This window comes from Marivita sp. (assembly GCF_017643905.1).
Taxonomy (GTDB): Bacteria; Pseudomonadota; Alphaproteobacteria; order Rhodobacterales; family Rhodobacteraceae; genus Marivita.
The window spans coordinates 1-15,821 of the sequence record NZ_JAEPMO010000033.1 but is presented as its reverse complement, the minus strand read 5'-3'; the positions used below and the strand labels follow the sequence as shown (position 1 = coordinate 15,821).

Sequence of the window (15,821 nt, the reverse complement as noted above, 5' to 3'; positions counted from 1 at the left end):
GATCTGCATGTCGCGTGCCAAAGCCCGTTCGAACGGGCTTTGGTCAGACCATCATTTCCTTGGTCGCAGACAGGGTCACGTCCGGATAGTCCCGACCGATGCGGTCGATATCCCACTGCAGGCGCGTCAGGTAGACGACATCCCCGTCATTGTCCTCGGCCATGTGCTGCTTGTTGGCTTGGACCAGCTTGTCGACCGCCACCTTATTCCCATGCACCCAGCGGGCCGATGTGAATTGCGACGCCTCGAAGCGCACAGGCAGGCCGTATTCCAGCTCGATCCGGCTGCCAAGCACCTCGAATTGCAGCGCGCCCACGACTCCGACGATAAAGCCGGAACCGATCATCGGCTTGAACACCTTGGCCGCACCTTCTTCGGCGAATTGCATCAGCGCCTTTTCCAGATGCTTTGCCTTCATCGGATCGCCGGCCCGCACGGTTTGCAGCAGTTCCGGTGCAAAGGACGGGATGCCAGTCACCTTCAGCGCCTCTCCTTCGGTCAGCGTGTCACCGATGCGCAATTGCCCGTGGTTCGGAATGCCGATGATATCGCCTGCCCAAGCCTCTTCTGCCAGTTCCCGGTCAGACGCGAGAAACAGCACCGGGTTGGTGATCGCCATGGGCTTCTTGGACCGCACATGGGTCAGTTTCATGCCACGGTTGAAGTGTCCCGACGCCAGGCGGACAAAGGCGACACGGTCCCGATGCTTGGGGTCCATATTCGCCTGAACTTTGAAGACAAAGCCGGAAACCTTTGTTTCCTCTGGGAGAATTTGCCGTGGGGTGGCTTTCTGCGGTTGTGGTTCCGGGCCGTAGACACCGATCCCGTCCATCAGTTCCTTGACGCCGAACGAGTTGATGGCAGAGCCGAACCAGATCGGGGTCATGTGGCCTTCGAGAACGGCCTGCGGATTCAGTTCGGGCAACAGCTCGCGCGCCATCTCGACCTCTTCCCGCAATTTGGTCAGCAGGTGAGCAGGTACATGTTCCGCCAGCTTTGGATCGTCAAGCCCATTGATTTCAATGCTTTCCGCGACCTTGTTGCGGTCGGCGCGGTCCATCAGCTCTAGACGGTCGCGGATCATGTCGTAGCAGCCAAGGAAATCCCGACCGACGCCAATGGGCCAGCTGGCCGGGGTCACGTCGATGGCAAGGTTTTCCTGAATCTCGTCAATGATATCAAAGGTATCACGGCTTTCCCGGTCCATCTTGTTACAGAAGGTCAGGATCGGCAGGTCGCGCAGGCGGCACACTTCGAACAGCTTTTGCGTCTGGCTTTCCACACCTTTTGCACCGTCAATGACCATGACTGCGGCATCTACCGCTGTGAGCGTGCGATAGGTGTCTTCGGAAAAGTCCGAGTGCCCGGGCGTGTCGACAAGATTGAAGCGGAAGTTCTTGAAATCGAACGACATTGCCGAGGCCGAAACCGAAATGCCGCGGTCCTGTTCCATCTTCATGAAGTCCGACCGCGTGCGCCGCGCTTCGCCCTTGGCACGCACCTGGCCCGCCATCTGGATGGCGCCGCCGTACAGAAGGAATTTTTCTGTCAGCGTCGTCTTGCCCGCATCGGGATGCGAGATGATGGCAAAGGTTCGACGCCGCGCGATTTCGGCGGGCAGGTCAGGGCGATTTGAAAGGATGTCCAGCATGGCCGCGCATATAGGTGGCGCAGCACGACTTGTCTATAAGTCGCGTGTGTCGAACGGGTTGGATCAGCCGATGAGACGCAGGTTGGGAGAGGTCGCCTTTGCTGGCTCGCCCACCGTCATCGGAACCACCACGGCATCCTGTTCGGGAATGAATGCCGGAACCATGGCATCTTCGCGACGGTGAATGTCGATCAGAACGTATTCGACGCCGCTGCGGAATTCGGTATCCGAGACGAAATAGAGCTTGCCGCAGCACACCGTGACGAACACGTCGAGGCGCTGACCCGTCGTTGTCATGAAGACAAGCTCTGCCAGCGTCACCAGTTCCTGTGTCGGCACGTTGGCGGCAAGATCAAGCGTGAAGGTTTCGTGCAGAACATCGGCTGACTGGACCGTGACCCATCTTGCATCGCGCTTGGGCAGGAAGGTGTCACCAAGGATCAAATCCTGAATGTGGCGGATCGGATCGCCTCTGCACACGCCGAATTCGGCGCGCACGCCATCGGCTGGGCAGGCTTTGAAGCGGGGTAACATGAGACCAGTGGCAGCAGACATAAACAAACACTCTTTCGCAGACCGGTGTTCAGGAACGCGCACCGGTATGGGTTTAAGATTGTTTGGAAATGTGGCACCTCTAAGGGCAGGCCGTGGCATTTCGCGGACAATTCTGACCAAATTGGGAGTGATCGAATGGATCTTGGGATCAGCGGAAAGCGGGCGCTCGTTTGCGCGTCGAGCAAAGGATTGGGGCGTGGCTGTGCCGAAGCCCTGGCAGAGGCCGGTGTGAATCTTGTCATGAACGCGCGAGGTTCCGAGGCGTTGGAGACCGCCGCCGAGGATATCCGCAAGACATACGGGGTCGAAGTGACGGCCGTCGCCGCTGATATCGTGAGCGAAGAGGGGCGCGCGAAAGTCCTCGACGCCGCTGGCAGCGTGGACATTCTAGTGACCAATGCCGGTGGCCCGCCTCCGGGCATCTGGTCGGATTGGGGCCGCGAGGATTTCATCAAGGCGCTGGATGGCAACATGCTGACCCCCATCGCTTTGATGACGGCGCTGATGCCAGGCATGATCGACCGCGGCTGGGGCCGGGTGGTCAACATCACCTCACAATCGGTCAAGGCACCGATCCCGGCGCTGGGTCTGTCCAACGCGGCGCGTACCGGTCTGACCGGGTACGTTGCCGGAACCGCGCGGCAGGTGGCGGAATACGGCGTGATCGTCAACAACCTTCTGCCGGGCATCCATGCCACGGACCGCGCCGATCAGTTGGACGGCGGTGTGTCCAAAGCGCAGGGCATCTCGGTCGAACAGGCGCGCAAGAACCGGCAGTTGACGATCCCGGCGCGGCGCTATGGCACGCGGCAGGAATTCGGCGCGACCTGTGCATTCCTCTGTTCGCAGCATTCGGGTTTTATCGTGGGCCAGAACATCCTGATTGATGGTGGCGGCACCAACGCGACCATCTAAGCCATGGCGCGCGGACCGGACGGGGCAGGGCAGTCGCAGGGATTTTCCTTGAAGGACGAGCTCTTCAATGCCCGCACCATCGGTGATCTGGCGGCGGAGTACGCCATTCTGCCGGGGTTTGATCCGGACCGCTTTCTGTCTGAAGCCCTCGCGGGGTTGTCCTCGCGCGGGCTGCTCGAACGGCTTGATTGGCTGGCCGATTGCATTGCGGCGCAACTGCCCGACAGGTTTCCGGCAATGGCGGACGCGCTGGTGGCGGCGATGCCCGCGCCGCTGGACCCCACCAAAACCGACGATGATTTCGGCCGCTTCATCCATGCGGTCCCCGGCATTCTGGCTGTCCGTCACGGGCTGGAAGACCACCGCGACCGTGCGCTTGACCTGCTCGAGGCGGCCACTCAACGATTTTCGATGGAGTTCTACCTCCGGCCCTTCCTGAACCGCTGGCCCGATGAGACCCTTGCGCGGCTGGACCGCTGGGTCGCGCATGACAATTACCATGTGCGCCGACTTGTCAGCGAAGGAACACGTCCGCGTTTGCCTTGGGCCGCCAATATCCAACTTGATCCGCTGGTGCCGCTGCGGTTTCTGGATGCGATGCATGCCGATCCGACGCGCTATGTGACGCGATCCGTCGCCAATCACATGAACGACCTCACCCGTCATGCACCTGACCGGGTCGTCACGCATCTGAAAGCGTGGCAACAAACCAAGCGTCAGAAACCCAAGGAACTCGACTGGATGACCCGTCACGCCCTGCGCACTGCCGTCAAACGCGGCGAGGCAGAGGCTTTGGCGCTGCTTGGGTATCGGCAGGATTGCGATGTCTCAGTCACGCTAAAGGTCGCCCCCAATCCCGTCGCTATTGGCGAAGCGCTGCAGATCGAGGTGTCTTTGTGTGCCGATGAGGCGTTGCCCGTGATGGTGGACTACCGCATCCGGTTTCATCGCCCAAACGGGCGCGACGGCGAAAAGGTGTTCAAGCTGAAGGCTGCGAATCTGAAACCCGGTATTCCGCTGACCCTGCAAAAGGCGCATCGGCTCAAGGAGGGCGCATCCACCTTTACGCTTCACCCCGGTCCGCATCTTGTCACGGCGCAGGTCAATGGACAGGACCGGGCCGAAGCGGCCGTCACCCTTGTCTAAGTTGGCTGCTGGCCGCGCAGGTGCGGCCGGTGATTTCGCGTATTTGGAAAGAGAAGAAGATCAGGTCGGCAGATTGGTCCAGCGCGTTTCAAGCTGCTCCAGCGCCGCAATCCGTTCCGCTGTCTTGGGATGCGACATAAGCCATGCCGGAACCACTCCGGCCCGAGACTGGGTCAACGCGTCCAGCTTGTGGAACAGCGATTTCTGCGGCCCGATGCCAATCCCCGCCTTGTGCAAGAGGGCTGCTGCATAAGCATCCGCTTCGTATTCGTCACCACGCGAAAGGCGCGCGGCGAGCAAAGTGGCAATCGAGTTCGCAATCAGGATTCCGATGCCCGGCAAAAAGCGCGACAGCACCATCGCAAGCGCTGTGCGCAGCGCGTTTTGACCTGAAAAGTCGATCATCCGGCGGCGCGTATGACCCAGCGCCACATGCCCCAACTCATGTGCAATGACGCTGGCAAGCTCCTCACCAGTCACTTCGCCGGTTTGGTATTTGCGGTAGAACCCTCGCGTGATGAAAATCCGGCCATCCGGCGCGGCAAGGCCATTCACCGGGTCGATCTCGTAAATGTGGACGCGGATGCGATCCAGATCGAGGGCCGTTGCCAATCTGTCCGTCAACGCCTTGAGGCGTGGATCGGCCAGTTCGGTCGAGCGCGCATCCAGTTCACGCTTCGTCCGCCAGACCGAGAAATGGTACATGGCTAGCGCGTAGAGGATGGCAAGAAGGATCGGGGTGAGTTTCAACATACCCCAGATATGGGGCTGCAGATGTCGCGCGGCAAGCACGACGCACAGCTTGCGCAGTGCTTGCCGGTCAAAAAAAGGTCAGCCGACCAGCTTTGCGTCCATCGTGATGTCGGCCCCGGCCAAAACCTTGGAAACGGGGCAATTTTCCTTGGCAGTTTTGGCGGCTTCCTGAAAGTCAGCCTCGCTGATGCCGGGAATTGTCGCCGTCATGTCGAGATGGATCTTCGTGATCGCGAAACCCGCATCCTGCTTTTCAAGACTGACGGTCGCTTTGGTGTCGATTGCGTCCGCAACCGCGTCATAGTCACCAAGGATCATCGAAAACGCCATCGAAAAGCACCCCGCATGCGCTGCGCCGATCAGTTCTTCCGGGTTTGTGCCCGGCTTGTCCTCGAACCGGGTGTTGAAGCCGTAAGGCTGGGTGCTCAGCGCGCCTGACTCGGTTGAAATCTGGCCTTTTCCCTCTTTGACGCTGCCGGTCCAATGTGCGGTTGCTGTCTTGTTTATCATGTCTGTCTCCCGTTCTGGGTTGCGTTCGATAGGCCAACGACATTCGGGTCAAACGGGTTCCGTCTAAGCGCCGCGTTTGTCCCCACCCGATCTCCGCGCGCGCCGTAACAGCATCCAGCCCAGCACCACGGTGATCAACCCGGCAACAAGGAACCCCGACAGGCTCGAGGTGAGGTCCGAGATCAGGATCAATTGTCCGGCGAAGCTGTAACCGAGTGCGATATAGCCAAAGACCCAGATCGCTTCGCCTGCCGCGTCCCACAGGGTAAAGCGCAACCACGGCAGACCGGACGCCCCCGCCGCCATGTTGACCCAAGGCCCCAAGGGCGCAAACAGCCATGTGCTGAAGAACACGCCGATCTCGCCTTTCCGGCGGACCGTGTCCATCGCGCGACCATAGATCCGTTTTCGGGACTCGCGGCGCGCGGTGAAGCGTTCGAGAAGCGGCCCGAACCGGCGTCCGATGGCAAACCCGGTCTGGTCGCCCAGAACGGCGCCTAGCCATGCACCGGCAAAGGCGGTTCCGCCGTCAAGGTCACCCGCCGCCACGAAGGCTCCACCTGCCAGCATCAACAGGGACGTGGGAATGGGGACAAGCAGACAGGACAGATAGCACGACGCCGCCAGAACCCACACGCCGTAATTGGCGACAAGTCCAAAGAGCGCATCGGTCAAGGCTTTTGCACCGGGTCAGCGGCACGGTGCGCCGCAATGATTGCTTCGATCTGGCGGATGATCTCCTCGGCAGGGACACCGCGCGCTTCGGCCAGGTCGTCGATGGTCAGGCGCCGCGCGTCTGCTGGCACCTCCAGCGCGTCACGCAGTATCTCTGGCGGGATCGACCACGAATGGGCGACGTAGCGCGCGGTCATCCAGCCTGCGATGGGTTCTTCCCGATGTGCGGGATCGGCCCAGTACACCCAGAACATCACCGACCGAACCGCGAAGAACAGCATGACCGCGAGGGCAAGCAGGAATCCCGCCAGCAAGAGCTTGTGATCCGTCCAAAGCCTGCGCACCGCTGAGGTCATTTCGCCAAGGCCTTGATCCCTCGACTGATGCCTTCAAGCGTCATGGGCACCATCGCATCCTCGAAGATCTCGCGGATCATCTGGATCGACTGTGTGTAGTGCCACTGCCGCTCGGGCGTCGGGTTGATCCAGAGATTGTGCGACCATTGCTGCCGCGCCCGTTGCAGCCAGACCTGACCAGCTTCTGCGTTCCAATGCTCGTTAGCACCCCCAGCATAGGCGATCTCATAGGGGGACATGCTGGCATCGCCGACAAAGATGCATTTGTAGTCCGGCCCATAGGTGTTGAGCACCTCCATCGTGGGCGTCTGCGCGTCCCAGCGGCGGCGGTTGTCCTTCCAGACACCTTCGTAAAGGCAGTTGTGGAAATAGTAGTGTTCGAGATGCTTGAACTCGGCCCGCGCGGCCGAGAAGAGCTCCTCCACCACCTTCACATGCGGGTCCATCGACCCGCCGATGTCGAGAAACAGGATCACCTTGACCGCATTGCGCCGCTCTGGCCGCGTCTGCACATCAAGATAGCCATGTTCCGCAGTGGCGCGGATGGTGCCATCCAGATCCAGCTCTTCCGTTGCCCCGTCACGCGCCCAGCGGCGCAGGCGCTTCAGGGCCACCTTGATGTTGCGGGTGCCCAACTCGACGCTGTCATCCAGATTGCGAAACTCGCGTCTGTCCCAGACCTTGACCGCGCGCTGGTGGCGGCTTTCATTCTGCCCGATGCGCACGCCTTCGGGATTGTAGCCATAGGCCCCAAAGGGCGAGGTGCCCGCTGTCCCGATCCACTTGCTGCCGCCCTGATGTCGGCCTTTCTGTTCCTTCAGCCGCTCTTTCAGGGTTTCCATCAGCTTGTCGAACCCACCAAGCGCCTCGATCTCGGCCTTTTCCTCATCGCTCAGGTGCTTTTCGGCCATCTTGCGCAGCCAGTCCTCGGGAAGCTCCAACGCGTCCAGCACACCATCGGTGGTCAGGTGCTCCAATCCCTTGAAGGCTTCGGCAAAGGCGCGATCGAACCGATCGATATGCCGCTCGTCCTTCACCATCGCGGTACGGGCCAGATAGTAGAACGCCTCGGGATCATAGGTCACCAAACCGGCGCGCATCGCTTCAAGAAAGCTCAGGTACTCCCGCAGGGACACGGGAACGCCGTTGGATCGCAATGTGTCGAAGAAGGGCACAAACATGCGCCTGATCTAGCAAGCGCTTAGTGCCATGACCAGCCGCGCCTGTTGTCACGGGTTCAAAAATATCCCGGGTGGAGGCCGCCACGCGAGGTCGGGTGCAGATGGCACTAATGTTTCGGTCGACCGAAACACACAATGCGTCGACGCATCGTGTCTGCGCTCAGAACACCAGTTTTTCGATGGCAATCGTCAGGATCAGGCCGCCCAGGGCAAACGCGATCGCGTAAACCGTTCCGTATTGCCACATATCCGCGCGGTTTCCCTTGCGCCGCTTTGCGGTCATGGACCCAATAATGGCGCCAAGAAGGGCGCATGCAATAACGATCATAAACTGCCTCTGGCCCTTGTCAGCGGGTTGAGTGACGCGATCTCGCGCAGTTTTGCCCGCACGGACCAGTCCGAGCCGAACCCGTATCGTGCCCATCCCAGACTGTCCAGACGCACATCCGCCCCCGCAGAGACCCGGCCAGCAAGGTCCAACGCCTCAGCGCGCAGCATGAGCAGCGTCGCGAGCAGTGCCGCGTTTTCATGCTGTGCAGCCAGATCGATTGAAATGCCCGTCAAGTGGATCGCGGCTTCGGGATTGTTCTCGGTCAGCGCATAGGCCGCCAATTGCGAGGCCACATAGGCGCGGTGCAGTTCGGCATTTGGTGTTCGCGCGAAATAAGTGTCAGCCTGCAGAAACTGCGCACGTGCCGCTTCGGGATCCGTGCTCTGAAGAATGCGCCCCATGGCGTAATGGGTGAACCCGCGGCGATGGTCTTGCCACCCCATGGCAGAGGCGATGCTCATCGCCTCGGTTGCGGCTGCCCGCCGCGTGATCGGCGAGGCTCCTGGACCAAGCGCGGTCTGGATGGCTTCGATCCAGGGCCGGGGTGTTCGGGCCGTACGGAGCGCGGGCAGCGCTTCTCCTTCCGGGTGAATACGCGCAAAGACTCCGGGGATACGGCTTGCCACATCGCTGCGCGACATCCCGTTCTGCAGCGCCGGATCATAATACGCTCGCAGGATCAGCATGTCGTAGCCGGTCAACACCGTATGCACATTGTCGTCGTTGAACACGGAATCGGGCAGGCGGTAGAGATCATTGAGCGGCCCCAGAGCCTGTGCCAACTCTTCGTGCAGGCAGTCGCGCGCCTCTTGTGGGCTAGAGGCATTGGGCAGGAAGATGGCAAGACGCGTGCGGTTCGTGATCTTGCCCCAGTTCACCCGGTTCGTGCGCCTTGCCTGCCGGTATTCCGATAGCGTCGACACATTGGGCACAACAAAACAGGCGGCCTGTGGCAGGAACCGTTGAATCTCCGCCCGACTGACCGCGTTAATCGTGATATTGGCCTCCGGAGCCACGGTCGAAAAAATGTTGATCCCCGCCTCGGTGCGCAGGCGATGCAACAGCCGGTCCAGATCGCTGGGCACAGTGGGATGTACGCTGCCGATCAGGCGCACGCTGATCGGTTCCTCGAAACGGGTGAACACCTCAAGATCGCGGCCGGATTCCAGCGTCATCGCCAAGTCCATGAAATCCCGCGCAAGATCCGCATTTGATGTCTGAACGGGCTGTGGTCGCGGCACCGAGAACACTTTCATCGCCGGCAGGCTGGAGTCGACAAAAACGGCGCGGGTTGCGGGCTCGGATTGCGACACCGGCATACAGGCAACCAGAAACAGGTAGAGCGGCAGAAGGAAGCGGCGCATCCGTCAGCCCCGCTGATACTTGATAAACGGGGTCAATTGACCGATCCGGTCATAAAGCTGGCGGGCGGTGTGGTTGAACTCCTGCGTGGTCCAATAGACCGACGGCGCACCGGCTGCGTCTGCTTGGGCATAGACGGCTTCGATCAGCGCCCGACCAACCCCCATGCCGCGTGCGGCGGGATCTGCGTAAAGATCCTGAAGGTAACAGACATTCTCGATCTTCCAGCAATGCCGATGAAACAGATAATGGGCCAAGCCCACCAGAACGCCGTCCTTCACTGCCACCAGCCCAGAGTAGTCCTGCGGGTCATCTCCCAGCAGCCGATCAAAGGTCGACGCGTACACGGCGTCGGGTACTGACGTTTCGTAAAACGTCAGGTAACCACGCCACAAAGCGCACCACGAGTCGTAGTCGTCCACACGCAAAAAGCGCACGTTCAGTTCGGTTTGGGACACGTATGAAGCCTGCCTGCTCGTTGCGGATGCTTGATGCTCCGCGGTTTTTTTGTCCTCTGTGAGGGCAGCTTACGGCGAAAAGATGGTTTTTGCCTAGATCGAACGAATCGGCCCGAATCACTTTTTCGTCCGATTCGCGAATCTAGTGCAAAGTTGATTAAAATCAGAGTGTTAACCTGTGCAAATAGGCAACAGATCAGGTCTTGGGGAGCGCCGTGTGTGTGGTCCTGGCGCGGGCGCAAAGACGGTGTCTATCGGTTCCGTGAAATTCAGGGTAAGCCGCGCCAATGACACAAGACGCTCCGCTCGACATCTTCCTCTCCGGCACGCCGGGCTTTGAACGCCTTCTGCGCGACGAAGCCGCGGCCTTGGGCTTTGCAAATGCGACTGCAGTTCCCGGTGGTGTGACCTGCGACGGCGACTGGTCCGAGGTCTGGCGCGCAAACCTCTTGCTGCGTGGGGCGGGGCGGGTGCTGGCGCGGGTGGCTCGGTTCCGCGCAATGCATCTGGCGCAGCTCGACAAGCGGGCGTGCAAGATCGAATGGACAATGCTTCTGCGCGCCGACGTGCCCTACCGGGTGGAGGCGACGTGCTGCAAATCGCGCATCTACCACGCAGGCGCCGCCACCGAACGGGTGGAGACCGCAATCGCCGATGCTCTTGGGGCCAAACCCATCGAGAAGGCCGGCCTGATCGTGCGGGTGCGGATTGAAGACGACCTCTGCGAGATCAGCCTCGACACCTCTGGCGAGGGTCTGCACAAACGTGGCCATAAACAGGCCATCGGCAAGGCCCCCATGCGCGAAACGCTCGCCGCTTTATTCCTGCGCGCCTGTGGCTATGACGGGTCAGAACCCGTGCTCGACCCGATGTGCGGCTCAGGCACCTTTGTGATCGAAGCGGCCGAGATGGCAATGGGCCTTGCCCCCGGCCGCGACCGCCGCTTCGGGTTCGAGGATCTTGGGTCCTTCGATGCAGAGGGTTGGTCCACGCTCAAGGCGTCACTTGCGGAACCCAAACCCACTGATTTGCGCTTCCATGGCTATGACCGCGATGCCGGTGCCATCGCCAATGCCACGGCCAATGCCGACCGGGCAGGGGTAGGGGGTATTACAAGCTTCACCCATCAGGCCGTGGCGGACCTTACCCCGCCCGACGGCCCGCCGGGCCTTGTGATCGTCAACCCGCCCTATGGCGCGCGGATCGGCAACCGAAACTTGCTCTTTGCGCTTTACGGGTCGTTCGGCACGGTGATGAAAGAGCGCTTCAAGGGCTGGCGCGTGGGCATCATCACCTCGGACAAGGGTTTGGCGCGGGCCACGGGGCTGCATTTCCGCAATGTGAGCGCGCCAATCCCGCATGGCGGCCTCAAGATCCAACTCTTCCAGACCGGGCCACTGAAATAGGTGGTCGCCGACCGTTTCCGTCGACGGAAACGCGCAGATGCGTCGACGCATCTGCGCCCCGATCTTACCGCCGTTCGCGCCGGGCCATGAAGGCCAACCGCTCGAAGAGATGCACATCCTGCTCGTTCTTGAGAAGCGCCCCGTGCAGCTTGGGCAGCGCATTCGCCCCGTCGCGCTTGAGATCCTCCGCCGTCATGTCCTCGGCCAAGAGCAGCTTGAGCCAGTCGAGCACTTCCGAAGTTGACGGCTTCTTTTTCAATCCCGGCTGTTCGCGCAGCTCGTAGAACTGCGTCAGCGCGGTGGTCAGCAGCGCCTCCTTCAGCCCCGGATGATGCACCTCGACGATGCGGCGCAATGTGTCCGGATCGGGAAACCGGATGTAGTGAAAGAAACACCGCCTCAGGAAGGCGTCGGGCAGCTCTTTCTCGTTGTTCGAGGTGATGATGACGATGGGTCGCTGCCGAGCCTTGATTGTCTTGCCGGTCTCGTAGACATGGAACTCCATCTTGTCGAGTTCCTGCAAAAGGTCGTTTGGAAACTCGATATCCGCCTTGTCGATCTCGTCGATCAGCAGCACGACTTTTTCATCCGCCTCAAACGCCTGCCACAGCTTGCCCTTGCGGATGTAATTGCGCACGTCGTTGACCCGTTCGTCGCCCAACTGGCTGTCTCGCAAACGACTCACCGCGTCGTATTCATACAGGCCCTGCTGCGCCTTGGTGGTGGACTTGATGTTCCACTCGATCATGCGCAGGCCTAACCCCGCCGCCACCTGCCGCGCCAATTCCGTCTTGCCGGTTCCGGGTTCTCCCTTGACCAGAAGCGGCCGTTCCAGCGTCACGGCGGCGTTCACCGCGATGGTCAGATCGTCGGTTGCCACATAACTGTCCGTGCCTTCAAATCTCATATTCTTTTACCTTTTGTCTCATCGACCCATTGCCTCGAAATCACCCTATTGTGCAGCTATTCGGTAGTGACATCCCCTGGGCCTTCGGTTAAGTGCTGCGCACAGGGGTGCCAGATATCTAAGGGAATTTCTATGACGGATACTGGCTTAGCTAAGGGAACCAAGATGAAAGCCGAATCTTTCCTGCCCGACGACTACAGACCCGCCGAGGATGAGCCCTTCATGAACGAGCGTCAGCTCGAGTGGTTCCGTCGGGAACTGCTGGAACAGCGCAACGAACTTCTGAGCGACAGCAAATCCACCATTGCAGGTCTGCAGGACGGCACACGCAATATTCCGGATGTCGCAGACCGCGCCTCCGAAGAAACCGACCGCGCGCTCGAGCTGCGGATCAGGGACCGTCAGCGCAAGCTGGTTGCCAAGATCGACGCTGCGCTGCGTCGGATCGATGAGGGCGAGTTTGGCTATTGCCAGGCCACCGGCGAGCCTATCTCGCGCAAGCGTCTGGTGGCCCGTCCGACCACCACGCTGAGCCTCGAGGCGCAAGAGCGCCATGAACGGCGCGAGCGCGTGCATCGCGACGATTGACGCGCGACGAATGTAATCGGAATTGGCGCGCCGGGGCACTTGCTCTGGCGCGTTTGTTTTGAGGGGACGGGGTCTTGGACCTGAACGCATTGGACATAACCGTGACCGGTGGCGGCATAGGTGGCCTGACCTGTGCTCTGGCGCTGCGCCAGCGCGGTGCCAGCGTGACGGTGCTTGAACAGGCGCAGGCCATCACCGAAGTGGGTGCTGGCATTCAGGTCTCCCCGAACGGGTTGCGGGTCATCGAAGCGTTGGGGTTGGGCGATGATCTGGCCAGCCGCTCGGTGCAAGGGCAGGCGGTGTCGCTGCGCAATGGCAGCAACGGGTCCGAGGTGGCACGGCTTGATCTGACCCGCTTGCCACCCGACCAGCGCTACCTTTTTGTGCATCGCGCCGATCTGGTCGATCTCCTGTCCGCCGCGGCCCGCGATCAGGGCGTGACCGTGCGGCTGCTGCAGCGTGTGGATACGGTCACCCCCGGACCCCGCCCGCGCATCGTTCTGGCCACCGGTGACACCCGCGACGCCGATTTGGTGATTGGTGCCGATGGTATCCATTCTGCCGTGCGGCCGGTCCTGAATGCGGCGCAAAAGCCGTTCTTCACCGGTCAGGTCGCATGGCGCTGTATCGTGCCCAACAGCACCGGTCATCCCGCCCATGCGCGGGTGCATATGGGGCCGGGGCGGCACATGGTGACCTATCCGCTGCGCGACGGGTCACTGCTGAACGTCGTCGCTGTGGAAGAGCGCGCCAAATGGGCCGCCGAAAGCTGGTCGCAAAAAGACGATGCCGACAATCTGCGCAAGGCTTTTGCCGGGTTCGATGCCGAAGTGCACCAGATCCTGTCGCAGGCCAACGCGCCGGGTGTCTGGGGTCTGTTCCGCCATCCCGTCGCGGCGCGTTGGCACGGGGCGGGCATGGCACTGCTCGGGGATGCGGCACATCCCACCCTGCCGTTTCTGGCACAAGGCGCCAACATGGCGATGGAGGATGCGTGGGTGCTGGCGGATGCCTTGGCGCAGGCCTCTGACATGGACGCAGGTCTCGCGGCATACCAATTTCGCCGCAAGGAACGGGTCACACGGGTGATCGACGCGGCCAGCAAGAACGCCCGCAATTACCACCTGTCTCCGGGACCGTTCCGCTTTGCCGCCCATACCGCGTTGGGTCTGCTCAGTCGGGTGTCACCGGGACAGATGCTGGGTCGGTTCGACTGGCTTTACGGGTATGATGTAACGCGATCTCAGACTGCGTGACCTACCACCATCGCAGGGGGAGACAGCGCCGCGCGGCGTGATATGGTCCAGCCAAAGACCAAAGGAGACCATGATGATGGAGCGGTTTGACAGGTGTCCCGAAACGGCGCTCGACTGGCATCGGTCCGGCAAGGGCGCGGTCCTCGCAACGGTGATCGAGACATGGGGCAGCGCGCCGCGCCGTGTCGGATCACAGCTTGCCATCTCCGGCGAGGGCGAGATCGAGGGGTCTGTTTCGGGTGGCTGCGTCGAAGGCGCTGTCGTGGTTGAGGCGATGGACGCACTTGCCGATGGCAAACCGCGCGAGCTCGAGTTCGGGGTCAGCGATCAGGATGCCTTTGCGGTGGGTCTGGCCTGCGGTGGCACCATCCGGGTTCTGGTGGAGCCTGTGGGCGCGGTGCTGCCTGAGGACATTCTTGACCAATTGGTAAAATATCGCACCGCGCGCAAACCTGTGGCCTATGTGGTTGATCTGGAGGCCGGAACGCGGACCTTGACCACCGACGGCCACACGCAAGCCTTCCGTATGGATCGCTCCGGCTTCGTCGAAGACACACGCACTTTCGTCGCTGTTCATAATCCACCGTTGCGGCTCATCATCGTGGGCGCGGTGCATATTGCGCAGGCGCTGGTGCCGATGGCGCGGATCGCGGGCTATGACCCGACGCTGATCGACCCGCGCGAGGCGTTTGGGTCTGACAGTCGCTTTCCGGGTGAAACCATCCTGCATGACTGGCCGGACGAGGCGATCAGCCAACTTGGATTGGACAGCCGCACTGCGCTGGTGCTTTTGACGCACGATCCGAAACTGGACGATCCGGCGCTCGAACAGGCGCTGCGGGCCGAGTGTTTCTATATCGGTGCGCTGGGATCGACACGCACCCATGCCAAGCGGGTGGATCGTCTGATGGCCGCCGGGTTCAACGATGCCGAGATCGCGCTGATCCACGGCCCCATCGGGTTGGACATCGGCGCATCTGGCCCTGCGGAAATCGCGGTATCGATCCTCGCGGAAATGACCCGCGTTTTGCGGAAAGGCGCATGAAGTTCGGCGCGGTTCCCTTGGCCGAGGCAGAGGGCGCAATCCTTGCGCATTCCGTCGCTCTGCCCAAAGGGCGGTTGCGCAAGGGCGTCACGCTGGATGCGACCGCGCTGAGCAAACTTTCGGCGGCTGGGGTACACCACGTTACTGTGGCCCGACTTGACGCTGATGATGTGCACGAGGATCGCGCCGCAGAACGGCTCGCGCAGGCGCTGGTGCCAGACCCGGCAGCGGTGCATTTGCGGGTGGCCCCTGCCAGCACTGGGCGGGTGAACATCTATGCAACGCGGAACGGAGTGGTCCAGATCGACGCGGCCAAGATCAACGCCGTCAACGCGGTCCATCCAATGGTCACCGTGGCCACGGTTCCCGAATGGCACCGCAGCGCGGCGCGTGGCATGGTGGCGACGGTCAAGATCATCGCTTACGCCGCACCCGAAGCCGCCGTTGCGGCCGCCTGCGCCGCCGGGCAGGACGCACTGGCGCTGCGCCCTGTGACGCACACGCGGGCGCTGCTGATCCAGACCAGCGTCGGTGGGCGGGATGACAGCGCCAAGGGTCAGCGCGCGATGGGGCAGCGGTTCGACCGCATGGGGGTTGCCCTTGGCCCCAAGACTGTCGTGCCGCACGAGGCTGAGGCGTTGCGCCAAGCTCTGGTCGCGGCCGCGCCTAACTATGACATGCTGTGTATTCTGACCGGATCGGCCACATCCGATCTCTACGATGTTG

Annotated in this window: 18 protein-coding genes; 7 read left to right on the top strand and 11 right to left on the bottom strand. The window is 61.4% G+C overall.

All coding sequences use genetic code 11. The features are described 5' to 3' along the window. Window positions 1-43 precede the first annotated feature (43 nt). On the bottom strand, window positions 44-1,651 hold the full coding sequence (locus JJ869_RS07200) for a peptide chain release factor 3 (protein ID WP_292265609.1): 1,608 nt from the start codon (window positions 1,649-1,651) through the stop codon (window positions 44-46). A gap of 63 nt (window positions 1,652-1,714) precedes the next feature. Continuing rightward, on the bottom strand, window positions 1,715-2,206 hold the full coding sequence (locus JJ869_RS07195; RefSeq protein WP_292265607.1) for a hypothetical protein: 492 nt from the start codon (window positions 2,204-2,206) through the stop codon (window positions 1,715-1,717). 135 nt (window positions 2,207-2,341) lie between these two features. Between JJ869_RS07195 and JJ869_RS07190 the strand changes: the two genes are divergently transcribed. Both JJ869_RS07190 and JJ869_RS07185 read left to right on the top strand, forming a co-directional pair. Then, window positions 2,342-3,121 (top strand): SDR family oxidoreductase, encoded by a 780-nt coding sequence (locus JJ869_RS07190; protein ID WP_292265605.1) that lies wholly within the window; start codon window positions 2,342-2,344, stop codon window positions 3,119-3,121. Between the two features lie 48 nt (window positions 3,122-3,169). Further along, window positions 3,170-4,267, top strand: a complete 1,098-nt coding sequence (locus JJ869_RS07185; RefSeq protein ID WP_366510416.1) for a hypothetical protein — start codon at window positions 3,170-3,172, stop codon at window positions 4,265-4,267. Window positions 4,268-4,327: 60 nt separating this feature from the next. On the opposite strand, the gene JJ869_RS07180 is transcribed toward JJ869_RS07185, so the two are convergent. The 8 genes from JJ869_RS07180 to JJ869_RS07145 all read right to left on the bottom strand — a co-directional run bounded on the left by JJ869_RS07180 (window position 4,328) and on the right by JJ869_RS07145 (window position 9,893). Continuing rightward, complete coding sequence (locus tag JJ869_RS07180) at window positions 4,328-5,020, bottom strand: M48 family metalloprotease (RefSeq protein WP_292265603.1); 693 nt, start codon at window positions 5,018-5,020, stop codon at window positions 4,328-4,330. A gap of 78 nt (window positions 5,021-5,098) precedes the next feature. Continuing rightward, complete coding sequence (locus JJ869_RS07175) at window positions 5,099-5,530, bottom strand: OsmC family protein (RefSeq protein ID WP_292265601.1); 432 nt, start codon at window positions 5,528-5,530, stop codon at window positions 5,099-5,101. Window positions 5,531-5,593: 63 nt separating this feature from the next. Continuing rightward, window positions 5,594-6,205 carry a DedA family protein gene (locus tag JJ869_RS07170; protein ID WP_292265599.1) on the bottom strand — a complete coding sequence of 204 codons (612 nt, stop codon included), beginning with the start codon at window positions 6,203-6,205 and terminating at the stop codon, window positions 5,594-5,596. Further along, window positions 6,202-6,561, bottom strand: a complete 360-nt coding sequence (locus tag JJ869_RS07165; protein WP_292265598.1) for a hypothetical protein — start codon at window positions 6,559-6,561, stop codon at window positions 6,202-6,204. Before JJ869_RS07165 ends, JJ869_RS07170 begins: the two co-directional genes overlap by 4 nt. Beyond that, the gene (locus tag JJ869_RS07160; RefSeq protein ID WP_292265596.1) at window positions 6,558-7,742 is read right to left on the bottom strand and encodes a VWA domain-containing protein; all 1,185 of its coding nucleotides are present in this window, start codon (window positions 7,740-7,742) and stop codon (window positions 6,558-6,560) included. Before JJ869_RS07160 ends, JJ869_RS07165 begins: the two co-directional genes overlap by 4 nt. Before the next feature lie 160 nt (window positions 7,743-7,902). Continuing rightward, entirely contained in the window at window positions 7,903-8,070 is a 168-nt protein-coding gene (locus JJ869_RS07155) for an apolipoprotein acyltransferase (protein ID WP_292265594.1), read from the bottom strand. Beyond that, window positions 8,067-9,437: a DUF2927 domain-containing protein gene (locus JJ869_RS07150; RefSeq protein ID WP_292265592.1), complete on the bottom strand. Its 1,371-nt coding sequence runs from the start codon at window positions 9,435-9,437 to the stop codon at window positions 8,067-8,069. Before JJ869_RS07150 ends, JJ869_RS07155 begins: the two co-directional genes overlap by 4 nt. 3 nt (window positions 9,438-9,440) lie before the next feature. Beyond that, entirely contained in the window at window positions 9,441-9,893 is a 453-nt protein-coding gene (locus tag JJ869_RS07145) for a GNAT family N-acetyltransferase (protein WP_292265590.1), read from the bottom strand. A gap of 287 nt (window positions 9,894-10,180) precedes the next feature. On the opposite strand from JJ869_RS07145, the gene JJ869_RS07140 reads away from it, so the two are divergent. Then, window positions 10,181-11,299 (top strand): class I SAM-dependent RNA methyltransferase, encoded by a 1,119-nt coding sequence (locus tag JJ869_RS07140; RefSeq protein ID WP_292265589.1) that lies wholly within the window; start codon window positions 10,181-10,183, stop codon window positions 11,297-11,299. A gap of 64 nt (window positions 11,300-11,363) precedes the next feature. Here JJ869_RS07140 and JJ869_RS07135 read toward each other — a convergent pair whose 3' ends face one another. Then, on the bottom strand, window positions 11,364-12,206 hold the full coding sequence (locus tag JJ869_RS07135) for a MoxR family ATPase (protein WP_292265587.1): 843 nt from the start codon (window positions 12,204-12,206) through the stop codon (window positions 11,364-11,366). 165 nt (window positions 12,207-12,371) lie between these two features. On the opposite strand from JJ869_RS07135, the gene dksA reads away from it, so the two are divergent. The 4 genes from dksA to JJ869_RS07115 all read left to right on the top strand — a co-directional run. After that, on the top strand, window positions 12,372-12,794 hold the full coding sequence (gene dksA, locus JJ869_RS07130; RefSeq protein WP_292265585.1) for an RNA polymerase-binding protein DksA: 423 nt from the start codon (window positions 12,372-12,374) through the stop codon (window positions 12,792-12,794). 74 nt (window positions 12,795-12,868) lie between these two features. Continuing rightward, the gene (locus JJ869_RS07125) at window positions 12,869-14,050 is read left to right on the top strand and encodes an FAD-dependent monooxygenase (RefSeq protein ID WP_292265583.1); all 1,182 of its coding nucleotides are present in this window, start codon (window positions 12,869-12,871) and stop codon (window positions 14,048-14,050) included. Between the two features lie 76 nt (window positions 14,051-14,126). Continuing rightward, window positions 14,127-15,095, top strand: a complete 969-nt coding sequence (locus JJ869_RS07120) for an XdhC family protein (RefSeq protein WP_292265638.1) — start codon at window positions 14,127-14,129, stop codon at window positions 15,093-15,095. After that, window positions 15,092-15,821: molybdopterin biosynthesis protein (locus JJ869_RS07115; RefSeq protein ID WP_292265581.1), on the top strand; the 730-nt coding region annotated here is incomplete at its 3' end. The genes JJ869_RS07120 and JJ869_RS07115, both read left to right, overlap by 4 nt.